At 59.9% G+C, this 15,847-nt stretch carries 13 protein-coding genes; 9 read left to right on the forward strand and 4 right to left on the reverse strand.

Features of this window, described 5'->3' with window-relative positions; all coding sequences use genetic code 11:
* Nucleotides 1-10: 10 nt before the first annotated feature.
* The 8 genes from SFY93_RS11625 to SFY93_RS11660 all read left to right on the forward strand — a co-directional run bounded on the left by SFY93_RS11625 (nucleotide 11) and on the right by SFY93_RS11660 (nucleotide 8,333).
* On the forward strand, nucleotides 11-1,249 hold the full coding sequence (locus SFY93_RS11625; protein WP_320447192.1) for an urea ABC transporter substrate-binding protein: 1,239 nt from the start codon (nucleotides 11-13) through the stop codon (nucleotides 1,247-1,249).
* Between the two features lie 108 nt (nucleotides 1,250-1,357).
* Nucleotides 1,358-2,230 carry an ABC transporter permease subunit gene (locus tag SFY93_RS11630; RefSeq protein WP_320447193.1) on the forward strand — a complete coding sequence of 291 codons (873 nt, stop codon included), beginning with the start codon at nucleotides 1,358-1,360 and terminating at the stop codon, nucleotides 2,228-2,230.
* A 13-nt stretch (nucleotides 2,231-2,243) separates the two neighbouring features.
* Nucleotides 2,244-3,308 carry a branched-chain amino acid ABC transporter permease gene (locus SFY93_RS11635; protein ID WP_320447194.1) on the forward strand — a complete coding sequence of 355 codons (1,065 nt, stop codon included), beginning with the start codon at nucleotides 2,244-2,246 and terminating at the stop codon, nucleotides 3,306-3,308.
* Nucleotides 3,308-4,024, forward strand: a complete 717-nt coding sequence (locus SFY93_RS11640) for an ATP-binding cassette domain-containing protein (RefSeq protein WP_320447195.1) — start codon at nucleotides 3,308-3,310, stop codon at nucleotides 4,022-4,024. The genes SFY93_RS11635 and SFY93_RS11640 overlap by 1 nt, the downstream gene beginning before the upstream one ends.
* Nucleotides 4,017-4,730 (forward strand): ABC transporter ATP-binding protein, encoded by a 714-nt coding sequence (locus SFY93_RS11645; protein WP_320447196.1) that lies wholly within the window; start codon nucleotides 4,017-4,019, stop codon nucleotides 4,728-4,730. Before SFY93_RS11640 ends, SFY93_RS11645 begins: the two co-directional genes overlap by 8 nt.
* A gap of 38 nt (nucleotides 4,731-4,768) precedes the next feature.
* On the forward strand, nucleotides 4,769-5,758 hold the full coding sequence (locus SFY93_RS11650) for an acetamidase/formamidase family protein (protein WP_320447197.1): 990 nt from the start codon (nucleotides 4,769-4,771) through the stop codon (nucleotides 5,756-5,758).
* Between the two features lie 14 nt (nucleotides 5,759-5,772).
* Nucleotides 5,773-7,509, forward strand: coding sequence for a nitrilase-related carbon-nitrogen hydrolase (locus tag SFY93_RS11655; protein WP_320447198.1), 1,737 nt, complete (start codon nucleotides 5,773-5,775; stop codon nucleotides 7,507-7,509).
* Between the two features lie 68 nt (nucleotides 7,510-7,577).
* On the forward strand, nucleotides 7,578-8,333 hold the full coding sequence (locus SFY93_RS11660; protein ID WP_320447199.1) for an SDR family NAD(P)-dependent oxidoreductase: 756 nt from the start codon (nucleotides 7,578-7,580) through the stop codon (nucleotides 8,331-8,333).
* Between the two features lie 602 nt (nucleotides 8,334-8,935).
* On the opposite strand, the gene selD is transcribed toward SFY93_RS11660, so the two are convergent.
* The 4 genes from selD to SFY93_RS11680 form a co-directional block, all read right to left on the reverse strand.
* Entirely contained in the window at nucleotides 8,936-9,985 is a 1,050-nt protein-coding gene (gene selD, locus SFY93_RS11665; protein WP_320447200.1) for a selenide, water dikinase SelD, read from the reverse strand.
* A gap of 295 nt (nucleotides 9,986-10,280) precedes the next feature.
* Complete coding sequence (locus SFY93_RS11670; RefSeq protein ID WP_320447201.1) at nucleotides 10,281-10,601, reverse strand: hypothetical protein; 321 nt, start codon at nucleotides 10,599-10,601, stop codon at nucleotides 10,281-10,283.
* A 132-nt stretch (nucleotides 10,602-10,733) separates the two neighbouring features.
* The gene (locus tag SFY93_RS11675; protein WP_320447202.1) at nucleotides 10,734-11,837 is read right to left on the reverse strand and encodes a transglutaminase-like domain-containing protein; all 1,104 of its coding nucleotides are present in this window, start codon (nucleotides 11,835-11,837) and stop codon (nucleotides 10,734-10,736) included.
* The gene (locus SFY93_RS11680; protein WP_320447203.1) at nucleotides 11,827-12,453 is read right to left on the reverse strand and encodes a TlpA disulfide reductase family protein; all 627 of its coding nucleotides are present in this window, start codon (nucleotides 12,451-12,453) and stop codon (nucleotides 11,827-11,829) included. Before SFY93_RS11680 ends, SFY93_RS11675 begins: the two co-directional genes overlap by 11 nt.
* A 310-nt stretch (nucleotides 12,454-12,763) precedes the next feature.
* Here SFY93_RS11680 and fdnG point away from each other — a divergent pair, with 310 nt between their 5' ends.
* Entirely contained in the window at nucleotides 12,764-15,844 is a 3,081-nt protein-coding gene (fdnG, locus tag SFY93_RS11685) for a formate dehydrogenase-N subunit alpha (protein WP_320447204.1), read from the forward strand.
* Nucleotides 15,845-15,847: the final 3 nt, after the last annotated feature.

A 15,847-nucleotide genomic window follows, 5' to 3' on the forward strand; every position in this document is an offset into this window, starting at 1 on the left:
AGACACCAGCATGACCAAGAATGTGTTGCGGGGGCTGCGCGCCATAGCCCTCACGGGGACGCTTGTTCTCGCGACAGGCACGGCGTTTGCGGAAACCCCGATCAAGCTCGGGGTGCTGGAAGATCAGTCTGGCGATTTCGCGGCGGCCACCATCGGTAAAGTGCACGCGATCCAGCTCGCGGCCGAGGAGATCAACAAGGCCGGTGGCATCAGCGGTCGGCAGCTCGAGCTCGTCACCTACGACACCCAGTCCGACAACACCCGCTATCAGGAATTCATGCGGCGCGTGCTGCAGCGGGACAAGGTTGACGTGGTATTTGCCGGCTTCTCGTCCGCTTCGCGCGAGGCATACCGCCCGATCGTCGATCAGTTCAACGGCTTCGCATTCTACAACAATCAGTATGAAGGCGGCGTCTGCGACGGCCACATGATTGTCACCGGTGCGGTGCCGGAGCAGCAGTTCTCCACGCTCATTCCCTACATGATGGAGAAGTACGGCAAGAACGTCTACACGCTCGCCGCCGATTATAACTTCGGTCAGATCTCGGCGGAATGGGTACGCAAGATCGTCAAGGAGAACGGCGGCAAGATGGCTGGCGAGGAGTTCATCCCGCTCGGTGTGTCCCAGTTCTCGCAGAGCATCCAGAATATCCAGAAAGCAAAACCGGATTTCGTGGTGACACTCCTGGTTGGTACCGCACAGGCTTCCTATTACGAGCAGGCGGCATCCGCCAACGTCAATCTGCCGATGGCCTCGTCGGTCAATGTCGGGCAGGGCTACGAGCACAAGCGTTTTAAGCCGCCGAGCCTGAAGGACATGTATGTCACCACCAACTACATCGAGGAGATCGACACGCCAGCCAGCAAGGCATTCTACGCCAAGTTCAAGGCCAAGTTCCCGAACGAGCCCTATGTGAACCAGGAAGCGGAGAACTCCTATCTCGCGGTCTATCTCTACAAGCAGATGGTTGAACGAGCGAAATCCACCAAGCGGGAAGATATTCGCAAGGTGATCGCGGTCGGCGACGTTTGCATGGACGCGCCGGAGGGCAAGGTTTGTATCGACCCGAAGAGCCAGCACATGTCGCACACCATCTATCTCGCCAAGGTCGGAGCCGATCACTCGATCTCATTTCCGAAAGTGTGGGAGGACATCAAACCGTACTGGCTGGGTGATGCGGGTTGCGATCTGACCAAGAAGGATCCCATGGCGCAATACACGCCGTCGAACCCGCCGCCGAAACCCTGACCTCGGCGTCGGCGCCGCCCCGGCAGAGACTTCTGCCTGCCGGGGGCGGTGTTCTCGAAGAGTTAAAATCTCCATCCCATTTCGAATTTGCTTCATCCCGGTTGGTTCATGGACATAGCAACGCATATATTCTCGGCGCTCTATCAATTCGGCGATGCTTTCGCTTTTCTCGTGCTCTCGGCATGCGGGCTTGCGGTGATCTTCGGTATGATGGGCGTGATCAATCTCGCCCATGGCGAGTTCATCATGTGCGGCGCCTATGTGACGGCTTCGACTGCCCATGTCGGTCTGCCGCTGCCGCTGGCAATCATGGCCGGGGCCATCGTCGCCGCGTTGGTCGGCGCGCTGGTCGAGCTTGTGGTGATCCGCCATCTCTACGATCGCCCGCTCGACACCATCGTGGCAACCTGGGGTCTAAGCCTGATTGCGACCCAAGGCACGCTGATCATGGTGGGTTCGACCATGGCCGGCGTCGGAACGCCGTTCGGCAGCTTTCAGGTTGGCGGGTATTCCTACTCCATCTATCGCCTCGTGCTGTTCGCCTCCGCGCTCGGCGTACTCGGCGGTCTCTATATGCTGTTCAACTGGACCCGCTTCGGCGTCCTTGCCCGCGCCACCATCCAGGTGCCGCACATGGCGGCGGCTCTCGGTGTCGATACCCGCCTGATCTACAGTCTCACCTTTGCTTGCGGCGCCGGGCTCGCTGGTCTTGCGGGTGGCCTGTACGCCCCCACCATGACGCTGGTGCCAACCATGGGCGCCACCTTCATTATGGAAGCCTTCGTCACCGTGGTGATTGGTGGGGCCGACGTATTCCTCGGTACCGCGCCGGCCGGCGCGATCCTCGCGGTAGTGAAGTCGGTGATGACCTCCTGGCAGGGACAATTATTTGGCCAGATCGGTTTGCTGGTCGCCGTGATCATCGTTGTCCGGGTCCTGCCGAAAGGCATCTCCGGCTTCCTGCTGCGCGAACGAACCTGAAGGATCCGCAGCTGTGAACGGTTTGCCTGGTTTTCTCCGCCTTCTCGAAGGCCCGCAGACCGTCGGTCGTGGCCCGGCGTTCTGGATCGTGTTCGCCATCGTATTCGCGATGGCCTGCGCCTATCCGCTGTTCAGCGACGGCTATACCGTCGGCAATACAGTGTATTTCTTTGTCTGGGTGTTCATCGCGCTCAGCCTGTGCCTGATCTGGGGCTACGGCGGTTCGCTCTCGTTCGGGCAGACCGCGTTCTTTGGTATTGCCGGTTATAGCTACGGCATCCTCACGCTCAATTTTGGCTCGGCTTATGGGTTCACCCTGATCGCACTGGTGCTGGCGATCGCGATTGCCGCACTGTTTGCCCTACTGCTCGGCTATTTCATGTTCTTCGGTCGCATCGCCGGTGTTTTCCTCGGCATCGTCACGCTGGCGGTGACGTTGATGCTGGAGCGCTTCATGGCCCAGACTGCGGGCCCCGAGTGGCGCATCGGCGCGGCGCGCCTCAACGGCTTTAACGGCATGAGCGCGATGCCGCCGCTGACGATCCCGTGGCCCGGCGGCGATATCGTGCTGTTTGCCGATATCGGGCTCTATTATGCGGTGCTTGGGCTGCTGCTGCTGGTTTATCTCGGCTTGCGTATCCTGATGAACTCTGCATTCGGCAATGTCATCGTGGCGATCCGCGAGAATCCGGAGCGCGCGGAGATGCTGGGCTACGACGTGCGCAAATATCAGCTCATCACCTTCGTGATCGGGGCGGCGCTCGCGGGGATTTCCGGCGTGCTTTACACGGTGTGGGGACAGTACATCACGCCGTCCAGCATGGGCATGACCGCGGCCGCGCTGCCGCTGATCTGGGTCGCGGTCGGCGGCCGCAGCGATCTCACTTCGACAGTGATCGGCACGCTGGTGGTGCTCGCGGCCTTTCAGGCCCTGACGATCTACGGCAGCCAGTACGCGCTGGTGTTTATGGGCGTGCTGTTGGTTCTGACCGTGCTGATCGCACCGAACGGGCTCGTGCTCGGCGTCATGAATCTGATTTCCCGGCTCGCCGAGCGCCGCAGCAAGGGAGACGTCTGATGGCGCTTCTCGAACTTCGTGGACTCAACAAGCATTTCGGTGGCCTGCACGTCACCAACTCGGTCGATCTCGTGCTCGAAGCCGGTGAAATCCATTGCCTGATCGGTCCGAACGGTGCGGGGAAAAGCACGCTGTTCAGGTTGATCCTGGGCGAGCACCATCCCGGCAGCGGCGATATCCTGTTCGCCGGCGAGAACATCACTGCGCTGAAATCGTTCGCGCGCATTCACCGCGGGCTGTCGGTCAAATTCCAGGTGCCTGGCGTATTCAAGGGATTGTCTGTCCGACAGAACCTCGAAATCGCCCTGCAGCGGCATTATCGCGGCGTTGAGCTCGCGCGCGAGATCGATCGGTTGCTGACGTTCCTCAACCTTGAAGCCGAGCAAATGCAGACCGCCGGGAATTTAAGCCATGGCCAGAAGCAGTGGCTCGAAATCGGCATGGCGGTCAGCCTGAAGCCGCAACTATTGCTGCTCGACGAGCCGACTGCAGGCATGTCGCCGGAAGAGACACATCTGACTGGCGAGATGGTGCAGCGGCTGAATGGGGATGGCATGACGGTGCTGGCGATCGAACACGACATGGCCTTCGTGCGCCAGGTCGCGCAACGCGTCACGGTGCTGCATCTCGGACAGGTATTCGCGCAAGGCTCGATCGAGGACATCATCGCCGACGAGCGCGTCGCAGCCATCTATCTGGGGCAAGCCCATGCGTAAGGAAGTGATCCTCTCGACGCTGGCCTTGCGCGCCGGGTATGGCGGCAAGCCGGTGCTGCAGGGCCTCGAAATCGATGTACGGGAGAGCGAGATCGTCGCTGTGATTGGCCGCAACGGCGTCGGCAAATCGACGCTGATGAAAAGCCTGATTGGCCTCGTGCCGGCGATGAGCGGTTCGATTGTCTATCGCGGCGAGGCCGTCGAACTGTTGCCGCCGCACAAACGGGCGCGGCTTGGCATGGGTTATGTGCCACAGGGGCGCGACGTGTTTCCGCGCCTGACGGTGGCCGAAAACATCGCTGTCGGCGCTGCGATCAAGGGCGATATCCCCGAGGAGGGACGGCGGCGGATCGTTGAAGCCTTTCCGATCCTCGCGGAGCGCTGGAGCCAGCGTGCCGGCACCATGTCCGGCGGCCAGCAGCAGCAACTCGCCATCGGGCGTGTGCTGATTGCCGATCCCCACCTCATTTTGCTCGATGAGCCATCCGAAGGCATTCAGCCGAATATCGTTCAGGACATTGCCCGCAACATGGTCGAACTCAACCGCAGCACCGGCGTCACTATCATCCTGGTCGAGCAGAATCTCGACATGATCCGCGCCATGGCGCAGCGCTGTTACGTGATGGACAAGGGGCGCATCGTCGCAAGCCTCGATCGGGCCGCGCTCGACGATCAGGCAGAAATGCGCCGTCATCTCGCGGTCTGAAACCAACCCACGCCCATAACAACACAAGGAGAGAATCGATGGCCTGGCAGGAAAATTCGATCATGGCGAGCAAGGGCGTCGTCAAGGGAAAACCCGGCACCCATCACATGATCACCGAACAGGATCAGGGCAAGTACCACTATGTCTATGGCCCTTACGTAGGGCCTGTGCTGACGGTCGATCCCGGCGCTGTGGTCTCCGCCGAAACCCATGATGCGTTCGAGGGCGCCATCAAGCACGAGACCGACATCCCCTCGAAGATTCTCAACTTTCCCTTTCTCAACCCGCAGAACGGGCCGATCTGGATCAACGGCGCCGAGAAGGGCGATACGCTCGCGGTCTATATTGAGAGTATCGTGCCGCGGGGGCCGCAGCCGCGCGGCACCACCGTCGTCATGCCGGAGTTCGGCGGCCTGGTCGGCACCGGCCAGACCGCGCTGCTCAATCCGGCGTTGCCCGAGCGAGTCAAGAAGCTCGAGATTACTCTCGAGGGCGGCACCAAATGGAACGACAAGATCACGCTGCCCTATGAGCCGTTCATCGGCACCATCGGTACTTCGCCCGAGATTGAGGCGATCTCTTCGCTGGTGCCGGACTACTACGGTGGCAACATGGACCTACCTGACGTCGGCGTCGGCGCGGTGGTCTATCTGCCGGTCAATACCAAGGGTGCGTTGCTCTATCTCGGCGACTGTCATGCCGCTCAGGGTGACGGTGAACTCTGCGGTGTTGCGATCGAGCATCCGACCGTGACCACGGTCCAGATCGACTTGATCAAGGGCTGGAGCATTGCGTGGCCGCGGTTGGAGACCAAGGATTTCATCATGACGATCGGCTCGGCACGGCCGATGGAGGACGCCGCGCGCATCGCCTATCGCGAGCTGTGCCGCTGGATGACAGCCGATTACGGCTTTGAGGAGATCGATGCCTACATGTTGCTGACCCAGGCCGGCCGCGTTCGGCTCGGCAATATGGTGGATCCGAAATACACGCTCGGTGCCTCGATCAAGAAATCGTTCCTGGTCTAAGGGGCAAGCCGATCATGTCGCGCGTGCACAAGGTCGCTACCGTTCAATTCGAACCGACCATGTTCGAGAAGGAGCGCAATATCGCGCGGCTGCTCGAACTCTGCGAAGCGGCGGCGACAGCGGGCGCCCGGCTCATCGTTACGCCGGAGATGGGCACCACGGGCTATTGCTGGTTCGACCGGGCTGAGGTCGCACCTTTCGTAGAGACGATCCCGGGGCCGACCACGGATCGCTTCGCAGCGCTCGCGCGGAAACATGACTGCTACATTGTTGTCGGCATGCCGGAGGTCGATAGCGACAGCATCTATTTCAACTCTGCGGTGCTGATCGGACCCGAAGGTGTCGTCGGCCAGCATCGCAAGACGCATCCCTATATTGCGGAGCCGAAATGGTCGGCGGCAGGCGATCTCGGCCATCAGGTCTTAGACACGCCGATCGGGCGCATCGCGCTGCTGATCTGCATGGACATCCACTTTGTGGAGACCGCGCGTCTCGTCGCCTTGCAGGGCGCCGACGTGATCTGCCATATCTCGAACTGGCTCGCTGAGCGCACACCGGCTCCGTATTGGATCAGCCGGGCGTTCGAGAACGGTTGCTATCTGATCGAAAGCAATCGGTGGGGACTTGAACGCACCGTCCAGTTCAGCGGCGGCAGTTGCGTGATCGCGCCGGACGGAACAATTGCAGCCCTGATCGATGGCGGGGACGGCTTCGCACTAGCTGACATGGATCTGGACGCGTCCCGCGCGCGGCGTGTTGGCGGTGAAGCCGTGTTCTCTCAGCGCCGCCCCGAACTCTATGCGGGGCTGCTGTCCGATACGTTCAGCTGGAATCCTCGCGATTTCTTCAAGTTGTACGGCCACAAGCCCTGGCCGACGGGGCGGACGTCGCGGGTTGCGGTCACGCAGATGAGTCCCAGTGATGACGTCGAAGCAAATCTCGCGCGCATCACCTCGCTGGCGCGGCAGGCGGAGCTTGAGGGCAAGGCCGACCTCGTCGTGTTTCCGGAACTCGCGCTGAGCGGCCTCAACAATCCCGGCGCGCGAGCGCAGACTGTTCCGGGGCCGGTGACCGATCAGCTCTGCCGTCTGGCCGCCCAGCTCAAGGTGTATCTTGTCGTCGGCATCGCCGAGCGTAACGGCGATGCGATCTACAACAGCGCGTGCCTGATCGGGCCTGAAGGCCTTGTCGCGGTTTACCGCAAGACCCACTTGACGGAATCCGAGCGTGCCTGGGCGCGTCACGGCGATGACTGGGTGGTGGCCGACACGTCGGTCGGGCGCATCGGCCTTCTGATCGGTCACGATGCATCGTTTCCTGAAGCCGGCCGGATCCTTGCGCTGCGTGGCTGCGATCTCATCGTCTGCGCGGCAGCGATTAAGGAACGTTTCAGCACCCCGCATGTGGGATCGCTTGTGTCGCAGAACTATCCGATCCCGACCGGCGCCGATCTCTATCACTGGCATCACTTCCGGGTTCGCGCCGGCGAGAACAACGTGTTCTTTGCGTTCTCGAATGTGTTCGATCCCGGCAACGGATATCCAGGCCTCAGCGGCGTGTTCGGCCCCGACACCTTCGAGTTTCCGCGTCGGGAAGCCATCGCGGCGGATACTGAAGGGACGGCGACGGCGGTGGTGGACACCACGAATCTCGATACGGTCTATCCGACCAACGTCGTGCGCCGGAAAGATCTGGTCGCGATGCGGATGCCGCACAGCTACCGCGCGTTGATCACGAAGGATGCGGGCTGACACGCGCGAGAGCACCGATGACAATCATGCAAGCCGAGCGGTCAGGCATCTCAACTGAGGAGTGAACCATGGATCTCGGATTGAAGGGCACGAACGCTCTCGTGACGGGCGGAAGCAAGGGAATCGGTCGTGCGATTGCGGATATGTTCGCTACCGAGGGCGCCAACGTCGCCATTTGCGCGCGACAACAGGAGCAGATCGATAGCGTCGTTGCGGCCTTGCAGGCGAAGAGCGTCAAGGCCTGGGGCAAGCCGACCGATGTCGCCGAGCCCGTGGCTCTCAAGCAATGGGTTGACGGCGCGGCCGCCGAGCTCGGCGGCGTTGACATCCTCGTCTGCAATGTCAGCGCGCTGGCGGTCGGCGATACCGCAGAAACTTGGGAAAAGTCATTCCGCACCGACATGATGCACACGGTCAATGCGGTGGCGGCCGCGCTTCCCTATCTGGAAAAATCGAAGACGCCGTCGATTGTCATTGTCTCCAGCGTCTCCGGGTTCGAGGTCGATTTCGCCGCCGGCTCCTACGGCGCCTTTAAGGCTGCACTGATCCACTATGCCAAGGGATTGAGCAATCAGCTCGCCGGCAAAGGCATCCGCGTCAACGCGGTGTCGCCCGGCAACACCTATTTCGAGGGCGGCATATGGCAAGGCATCGAACACGGCTCGCCCGAGCTTTACAAAACGGCCATGAGCTTGAATCCGACCGGTCGAATGGGAACCGCGGAGGAAGTGGCGGCCGGGGTCGTTTTCGTGGCTAGCCCGATCGCGAGCCGCATCTCGGGTACCAATCTCATCATCGATGGTGCACTGACGAGGGCTGTGTAGCTCTGAACCTGCTTCGAAAGGAGCCGCGATCAGTTCGAGGAGCGGGATAGTTCGACGATCATTGCTGAACTCAGAAACATGAGAATTCATCCACGCTGATGACTGTATAGGAAACTGCATTTTCCATACAGTTATCGGCGATCAGATTTCGTCATTTTGCAATGAGTGACATCAGCCCGGCGCCAACGCTAAGCTGCAGCCGTGGAAACGAAATGGGCTAGAAGGTGGGGCTCAGTCCGTTGGCGCCCACATGTGCCTCTAATTGGCGGCAGTGGGGCTGGCGATACGTCAGCCACGGCCTATCGGTCAACCGATGGCTTCAAGGGTCGCGCGACCGGTCGCTATTAGCGCAAGTCGACATCGACGCGATCGACGATTTGTTCGACTGCATATGCACCCACCAGATCATGCGTTGACGGTGAGCTGATCGAGAACGCCATCGGCCAGTTTCTGCAGTTGGTGTGCTTCCCTGCCGACGAGGCGTCCATCGCGTCTGTGACGGCGCTGGATGTTGCAGATTTGCTGGTTCGGCGCCGTGCGACGGACGGGATACCCGTACTTGCCGCGGAAGTCTCCGGATTCCAGGCGACGTTTCGGTCAGATCACCCGATCACCGTAACGACAGGTTGGCCGCTCTCTGCCCGTCCGATAACGCGCGCGTACGGATAACCATCCTCCACGATCTGGCGCGTGATCGCCTCCGCGTGATCTGCACGGCAGGCAATCAGCAATCCGCCTGATGTTTGCGGGTCGGTGAGCAGTTGGCGTTGCCATTCGGGACGACCAGGATCGAGGCGAACCTCGTGTCCGTAACTTGCCCAGTTGCGGCCGGAGGCTCCGGTCAGGAACCCCTGCTCAATCAACTGTTGAGCCTCGGGGAGCAGGGGAATATCCGCTGCGTTCAATACGATGTTGACGTGCGACCCGCGAGCCATTTCCAAAGTATGCCCGAGCAAGCCGAACCCGGTCACATCCGTCATGGCATGTACCGACGCATCTGCGGCGAGCTTCGTTCCGACGCGATTGAGCCGTGTCATCGATCCAATCATATCGGCATACGCGACGTCCGATAGCGCGCCTTTCTTGAAAGCAGCCGCATAGACGCCGACGCCGAGCGGTTTGGTCAAAATGATGGCGTCTTCGACCTGTGCTTCGGAATTGCGGCGGATATCGCTTTCCTTGCAGGTGCCGATGACGGCAAGTCCGTAGATCGGTTCGGGAGAATCGATGGAGTGGCCACCCGCGACTGGAATACCGGCGGCCGCGCAAACTGCCGCCCCGCCCGCGAGAATTCTTGCCGTCATCTCGGTGGGCAACTTGTCGATGGGAATTCCGAGGATTGCCAGAGCCATGATCGGGGTTCCGCCCATGGCGTAAATGTCGGATATCGCGTTTGTGGCGGCGATGCGCCCGAAGTCGTAGGGATCGTCTACCATCGGCATGAAAAAGTCCGTCGTTGCAATAACGCACGTTCCATCTTCAAGCCGCCACACCGCAGCATCGTCGCCGGTCTCGGTGCCGACCAGCAGCTGCGCAACAGGCTGCGCCGCGGGTTGACGCGCGAGCAATTGTTGCAGAACTGAAGGCGCCAATTTGCAGCCGCAGCCGCCGCCATGCGCAAGGCTGGTGAGACGTATGTCGCGGATATTCATGTGTTCAACTCATGCGGTGTGGATGTGGCGTTCCCACGGATCGGAAGACGCGCATGCGCCGACGACGGATTGCCGAATGCTTCGCGCAGGCAGGGCAGCATCGCGCTGAGGACAGCAGGATCGATTGGTGCCCTGGCGTTGTAGTCCAGATAGACGGGCTTCATGGTGATCGTTGTTGTGTCACGATCATCAAGCGATGACGTCCGGCGTGCACCTGTACCGTTGTCGCGATTCAGGCCGCTACGATCAGGCCGGCAGATTCCAAGACATGACCGCGAAAGTCTGCTCCTGGATGCTATTCCGGCGTTTGACGAGGAGAAAACTGCTTCGGTGGCCCTTTCAGATCTTTGCCCGTTGCCATCGCAGGCTGATCCTTTGCCGCTTCGGCATCTTGCGAACCGGTAGCTTGACCGATCGTTTGAGAGTTCTGGTCGCGGGCGCCGCCGGTCCAGCCCGTCGAACCCTTGCCATCCGGCGTGGTGCCGGAGCTGCTGGAGTGCGGAGCTGCTGCGGGTTGTTCCATCGCATTGGCCGATGGATCGTTGTTCTGGGCAAACGAATACGTCCCCGACACCATGATAACGGCGGCCAATAGAGTAAGACCGATGTTTTTCATCATTGCCTCCGATGCGGGATGTGATGAAAAACGGCTGGCCGGAACAAAAGGTTCCAAGACTCGGAGAAGAGCCGACGAAATAAAACGGATGCCGCAAGCGCGGCGCTCGCTGAATATGGTGGCAACTCCGCATCACGTCGCCGTCAGTTCCTTGGACGTGATCGTGTATTTGAAGGTATCAGGATCGAGGCAATCGAGGCGCATGCTGGCGGTTTCGGCCTGCGGATACATCAGGAAGCCAAGCTTCGGACCATTCGTTCCCGGCAAGGCGATGTCGTGTGCGAAATTATAAGCCAGCCAGTTCGTCTCCCATGATCCAAACAGGGCCTTGCGGGCTGCCACGACCTTGGGATCATCGAGTTGGAGATTGGCCGGCGGTTCCTCGAGTGCGACCTTGCGCACGTCGGCCGGATCGACCGGGACCCAGCCGAAGCCGGCGAGATAGACTTCCGATCGGCAGTGTTGTGCCTTGGAGATCACGGCGGACCCGGCGCCGAGACTCTTGTAGCCGAATTTCGACGGAGCGATGCGCAAGCCGTAGACATCGCGGGCGGGAAGATCCGCTGCTCGCGCAAGACCGACATAGAGCGCGTTGATGTCCGCGCATTTTCCGCCAAGATTTCCGCTTTTGAGCATCGATGCGATATCGCCGATGCCGCAACCGCGGACCTTGGCGTCGCGGAATGTATTCTCGACAACCCATTCGTAGATTGTGCGCGCTTTCTCGAGATCGGTGCCGGCACCTTTTACTATCTTGTCCGCGGTCTCCTTGACGATGCCACCGGTCGGGATCAATTCGGTTGAGCCCGTATAGAGCTTTCGTTCAGCGGCGGACAACGCCGCCACCTTGCCGGGTTTGAACAGATCAATCGCCCTGTCCTGCACCTTGATGGCACTGATGACCTCGATCACGGGCGCAGTCTGATCATCTCCCCATTGCGCATGAATCATACCGGACCCGTATTTCGGATCATGCCTGAGCGCGGCCCTGCCGTTGGTCGTCCATTGACTTGGAGAGGATGTGAACCAGTCCTTTTCGTTGACGGACGGGACAGGGATCCAAGCCTGTGTCTTGCCCTTGGCGTTCGCAATTTCCAGTCGGGTGACGATCTGGAATTCGTGCCACGCGCCCGGCTGCGGAGCGAATGTTCCCTGAGCCATCGCGAGCCGAGGAAGTCCTGCCACCAGTGAGACCGCGGCACCGCCTTTCAAGAGCTCGCGTCGATTAAAGGTCATGATCGCTTCCCCTTTTTTCCTGATGTGAATGATCGGAGGTGGTTTCAGGCTCCCGGATCTTGTTCTCGATGAGCTTTCCGGTTGCGGGCTCGATGTCGACCGTGTCCCACTGGGAATCGGCTTCGACCACGAGCAAGGGCTTCATGTTTGCGTCGAGAACGTAGGTCGTGGGGAGCGTGGTGACATTCCAGGACTTCGCCACGGTCCGCTCACGATCCAGCAGCACGGGAAAATTGACCGGCGTCTGCTCGAGGAAGCGGTTGAGCCGTTGATCGATGTCGGCGACGGATATCCCGACGACCGATGCGTAGGATGCGGAACGGTTGAGAAAGCGGGTCAGGGCGGGCAGTTCTTCGCGGCACGGTGCACACCACGTCGCAAAGAAATGGACGAGGACCGTGCGGCCTTTAAAGGACGTGAGAGGAACGGTCGTCCCGTCCAAACCCGGCAAGGAAAAATCAGGCTTTGCAGGTTCGTCGATGCGCCGCAATTCAGTCGCGCGCGAGTCCGGCGAGAAAGCCAACACCAATAGCGTCGCCAGAATCGTGATTCTGAACGAGAGCCCTATATCTCCAAATTGCGCGCCCCGAAACTCGGGAGCCGATGGATAGGTCACGCCATAATTTGGGGATCAACGCGCGCTGGCGTCAACGCAATTCGACGTGTTTGCAGAGGCGTTTCAGCGTAGCTAATGAAATCGAGTGATCGCCGCACTGCGGCGACAACCTGTTACGACGCGATCCCGATCAGCTTGAATGTTGCGGCGCGGCAAACATTCTTCCATGCGCGACATTTGTATACGTTGACTTTAACTATCTCTGAACATTACGTTATCAATGCTTAGATGGATTCTACTTCCAGCGCGCTTATGGCGCGTCCGACATGCGTCCCCCTGGAGGGGCCGTGATCTCGAAGGAGAACCAGCCATGAATATGGAAATCTCGCGACGTCAATTTATGAAAAGCGTCGGTGGTGGGGTAGCGGGTACTACACTCGGCGCTCTTGGTTTCGGCGGAATTGAGGCGGCTCTGGCATCGTCGATCCGCCCCTTTAAACTGACCGGGGTCACGGAAACCCGCAACACCTGCACCTACTGCGCTGTCGGCTGCGGCATCATCATGTACTCCAAGGGCAGCCTGGCGAAGGGGGAGAGGGCCGACATCTTCCACGTCGAAGGCGATGCCGATCACCCCACCAACAGAGGCACGCTCTGTCCCAAGGGTGCAGCACTTCTCGACATGGTGCATGCGGAGACCCGCCTGAAGCATCCGATGCTTCGCAAACCCGGCTCGGACAAGTTCGAGCAGATCTCCTGGGATGTGGCGCTCGACCGCATCGCACGGCTGATGAAGGATGACCGGGACAAGAACTTTGTCGCCAGAAACCGCGATGGCGTTACGGTCAATCGCTGGCTGAGCACCGGTTTCCTCGCTGCTTCTGCAACGACCAATGAAACTGCGTGGACGACCTACAAGGTCGTTCGCAGTACCGGGATGCTGGTATTCGATAATCAAGCGCGCGTTTGACACGGCCCCACGGTAGCCAGTCTGGCTCCAACATTTGGCCGCGGCGCGATGACGAATTCGTGGACTGATATCAAGAACACGGATCTCGTGATCATTATGGGCGGTAACGCAGCCGAAGCGCATCCTTGCGGATTCAAATGGGTTACGGAGGCGAAAGCCAACCGTGGCGCGAAGCTGATTGTCGTCGATCCACGCTTTACCCGTTCGGCGTCGGTCGCTGATGTGTATGCGCCGATCCGCCAGGGCACCGACATCGCATTCCTGCTCGGCGTGATCAAGTACTGCATCGACAACGACAAGGTGCAGTGGGAGTACACCAAGGCATTCACCAACGCGCCTTATATCGTGAAAGAGGGCTTCGGCTATCAGGATGGCCTGTTCACCGGCTATGACGAGGCCAAGCGCGATTATAACAGGTCGAGCTGGGATTATGAGCTTGGTCCGGATGGCTATGTGGTCTCCGACGATACGCTGCAGAACCCGCGTTGCGTGTGGAACCTGCTGAAGCAGCATATTGCGATCTACACGCCGGAAATGGTCGAGCGAATCTGTGGCACGCCGAAGGACAAGTTCCTGAAGGTGGCGCAGATGATCTCGGAGTGCTCGTCACCGACCAAGACGATGACATCGATGTATGCGCTCGGCTGGACCCAGCATTCGAAAGGTTCGCAGAACATTAGAGCCATGGCGATGTTGCAGCTCATTCTGGGCAATATCGGCGTGCGCGGCGGGGGCATGAATGCTCTGCGCGGTCACTCCAACATTCAGGGATTGACCGATATCGGGCTGATGTCGAACCTGATCCCGGGCTATCTGACCATCCCGACGGAAAAAGAGCCGACCTTCGACACCTATATGTCGACGCGCGGCTTCAAGCCGTTGCGTCCGGATCAGATGAGCTACTGGCAGAACTACAAGAAGTTCTTTGTCAGTTTTCTGAAATCGATGTGGGGTCCGGCGGCGACGCCGGAAAACAACTTCGCCTATGACTACCTGCCGAAGCTCGATCTTCCGGGCTACGACATCTTGCGCGCCTTCGAATTGATGAACGAGGGCAAGATGAACGGGTACTTCTGTCAGGGATTCAATCCCCTGTTGGCGTTCCCGAACCGCAAGAAAGTCACGGACGCGCTGTCCAAGCTCAAGTTCCTCGTCGTCATAGATCCGTTGCAGACCGAGACGGCGCGGTTCTGGGAAAATCACGGCGAACATAACGACGTCAACTCGGCGAGTATCCAGACCGAGGTGATCCAGCTTCCCACGACCTGCTTTGCCGAAGATACCGGTTCGCTCACGAATTCGGGGCGGCAGTTGCATTGGCACTGGGCGGCCGGTACGCCGCCGGGCGAAGCCAAGCATGACACATGGATCATGGCGCAGCTCCATCTGCGTCTGAACGAGCTGTACAGGAAAGAGGGCGGTGCATTTCCGGATGCGATGCTCAATCTGGCCTGGGACTACAAGGATCCGGAAGAGCCAAGTCCGGAAGAACTGGCCAAGGAGTTAAACGGTTCGGTGCTCGAAACGGTCATCGACCCGAACGATCCAACCAAGGTTGTGCTGGAGAAAGGCAAGCAGGTGGTCAGCTTTGCCGCCCTGCGCGACGACGGCAAGACCGCGTGTGCCTGCTGGATCTATTCCGGTTGCTACAACGAGGCAGGCAATAACATGGCCCGCCGCGACAACAGCGATCCGGACGAGACCGGTGCCTTCGCGAAGTGGGCGTGGTCTTGGCCTGTCAACCGTCGAATTATCTACAATCGTGCGTCGGCGGACACCAACGGTAACCCTTGGGATCCGAGCCGCAAGCTATTGTGGTGGGACGGCGCGAAGTGGACCGGCTATGACGTGCCGGATATCGCCCCCAACGCCAAGCCGGGTGTGGTGGGTCCCTACATCATGAACCCCGAAGGCACCGCACGCCTGTTCACGCGGGGCATGATGCGCGACGGGCCGTTTCCGACGCATTACGAGCCGTTTGAATCGCCGGTCGTCAATGTCATTGCACCCAAGATTCGCGGCAATCCGGTCGCCCGCGTTTTCAAGGGCGATATGGAGCAGTTCGGCGAAGCCAGCGAGTTTCCGTACGCGGCGACCTCCTATCGGCTTACTGAGCACTTCCATTACTGGACCAAGCACGCCCAGATCAACGCGTCATTGCAGCCAGAGTTCTTCGTCGAGATTTCGGAGCAGTTGGCCGCGGAGAAGAACATCAAGTTGGGCGGATGGGTCCGGGTCTGGTCCAAGCGCGGATCGGTGAAGGCGAAGGCCGTGGTGACCAAGCGGATCGCGCCGCTGATCTGTGACGGCAAAACGGTCCACGTGGTCGGCATTCCCCTCCACTGGGGCTTTGTCGGCGCGGCAAAGAAGGGATGGGGGCCGAATTCGCTCACTCCCTTTGTCGGCGACGCCAATATCGAGACGCCTGAATACAAGGCATTTCTAGTTAATATCGAGCCCATCGCCGGGCCGGTGGCATAGGGA

It is taken from the genome of Tardiphaga sp. 42S5 (assembly GCF_034044155.1).
In the GTDB taxonomy this organism is placed as follows: Bacteria; Pseudomonadota; Alphaproteobacteria; order Rhizobiales; family Xanthobacteraceae; genus Tardiphaga; species Tardiphaga robiniae.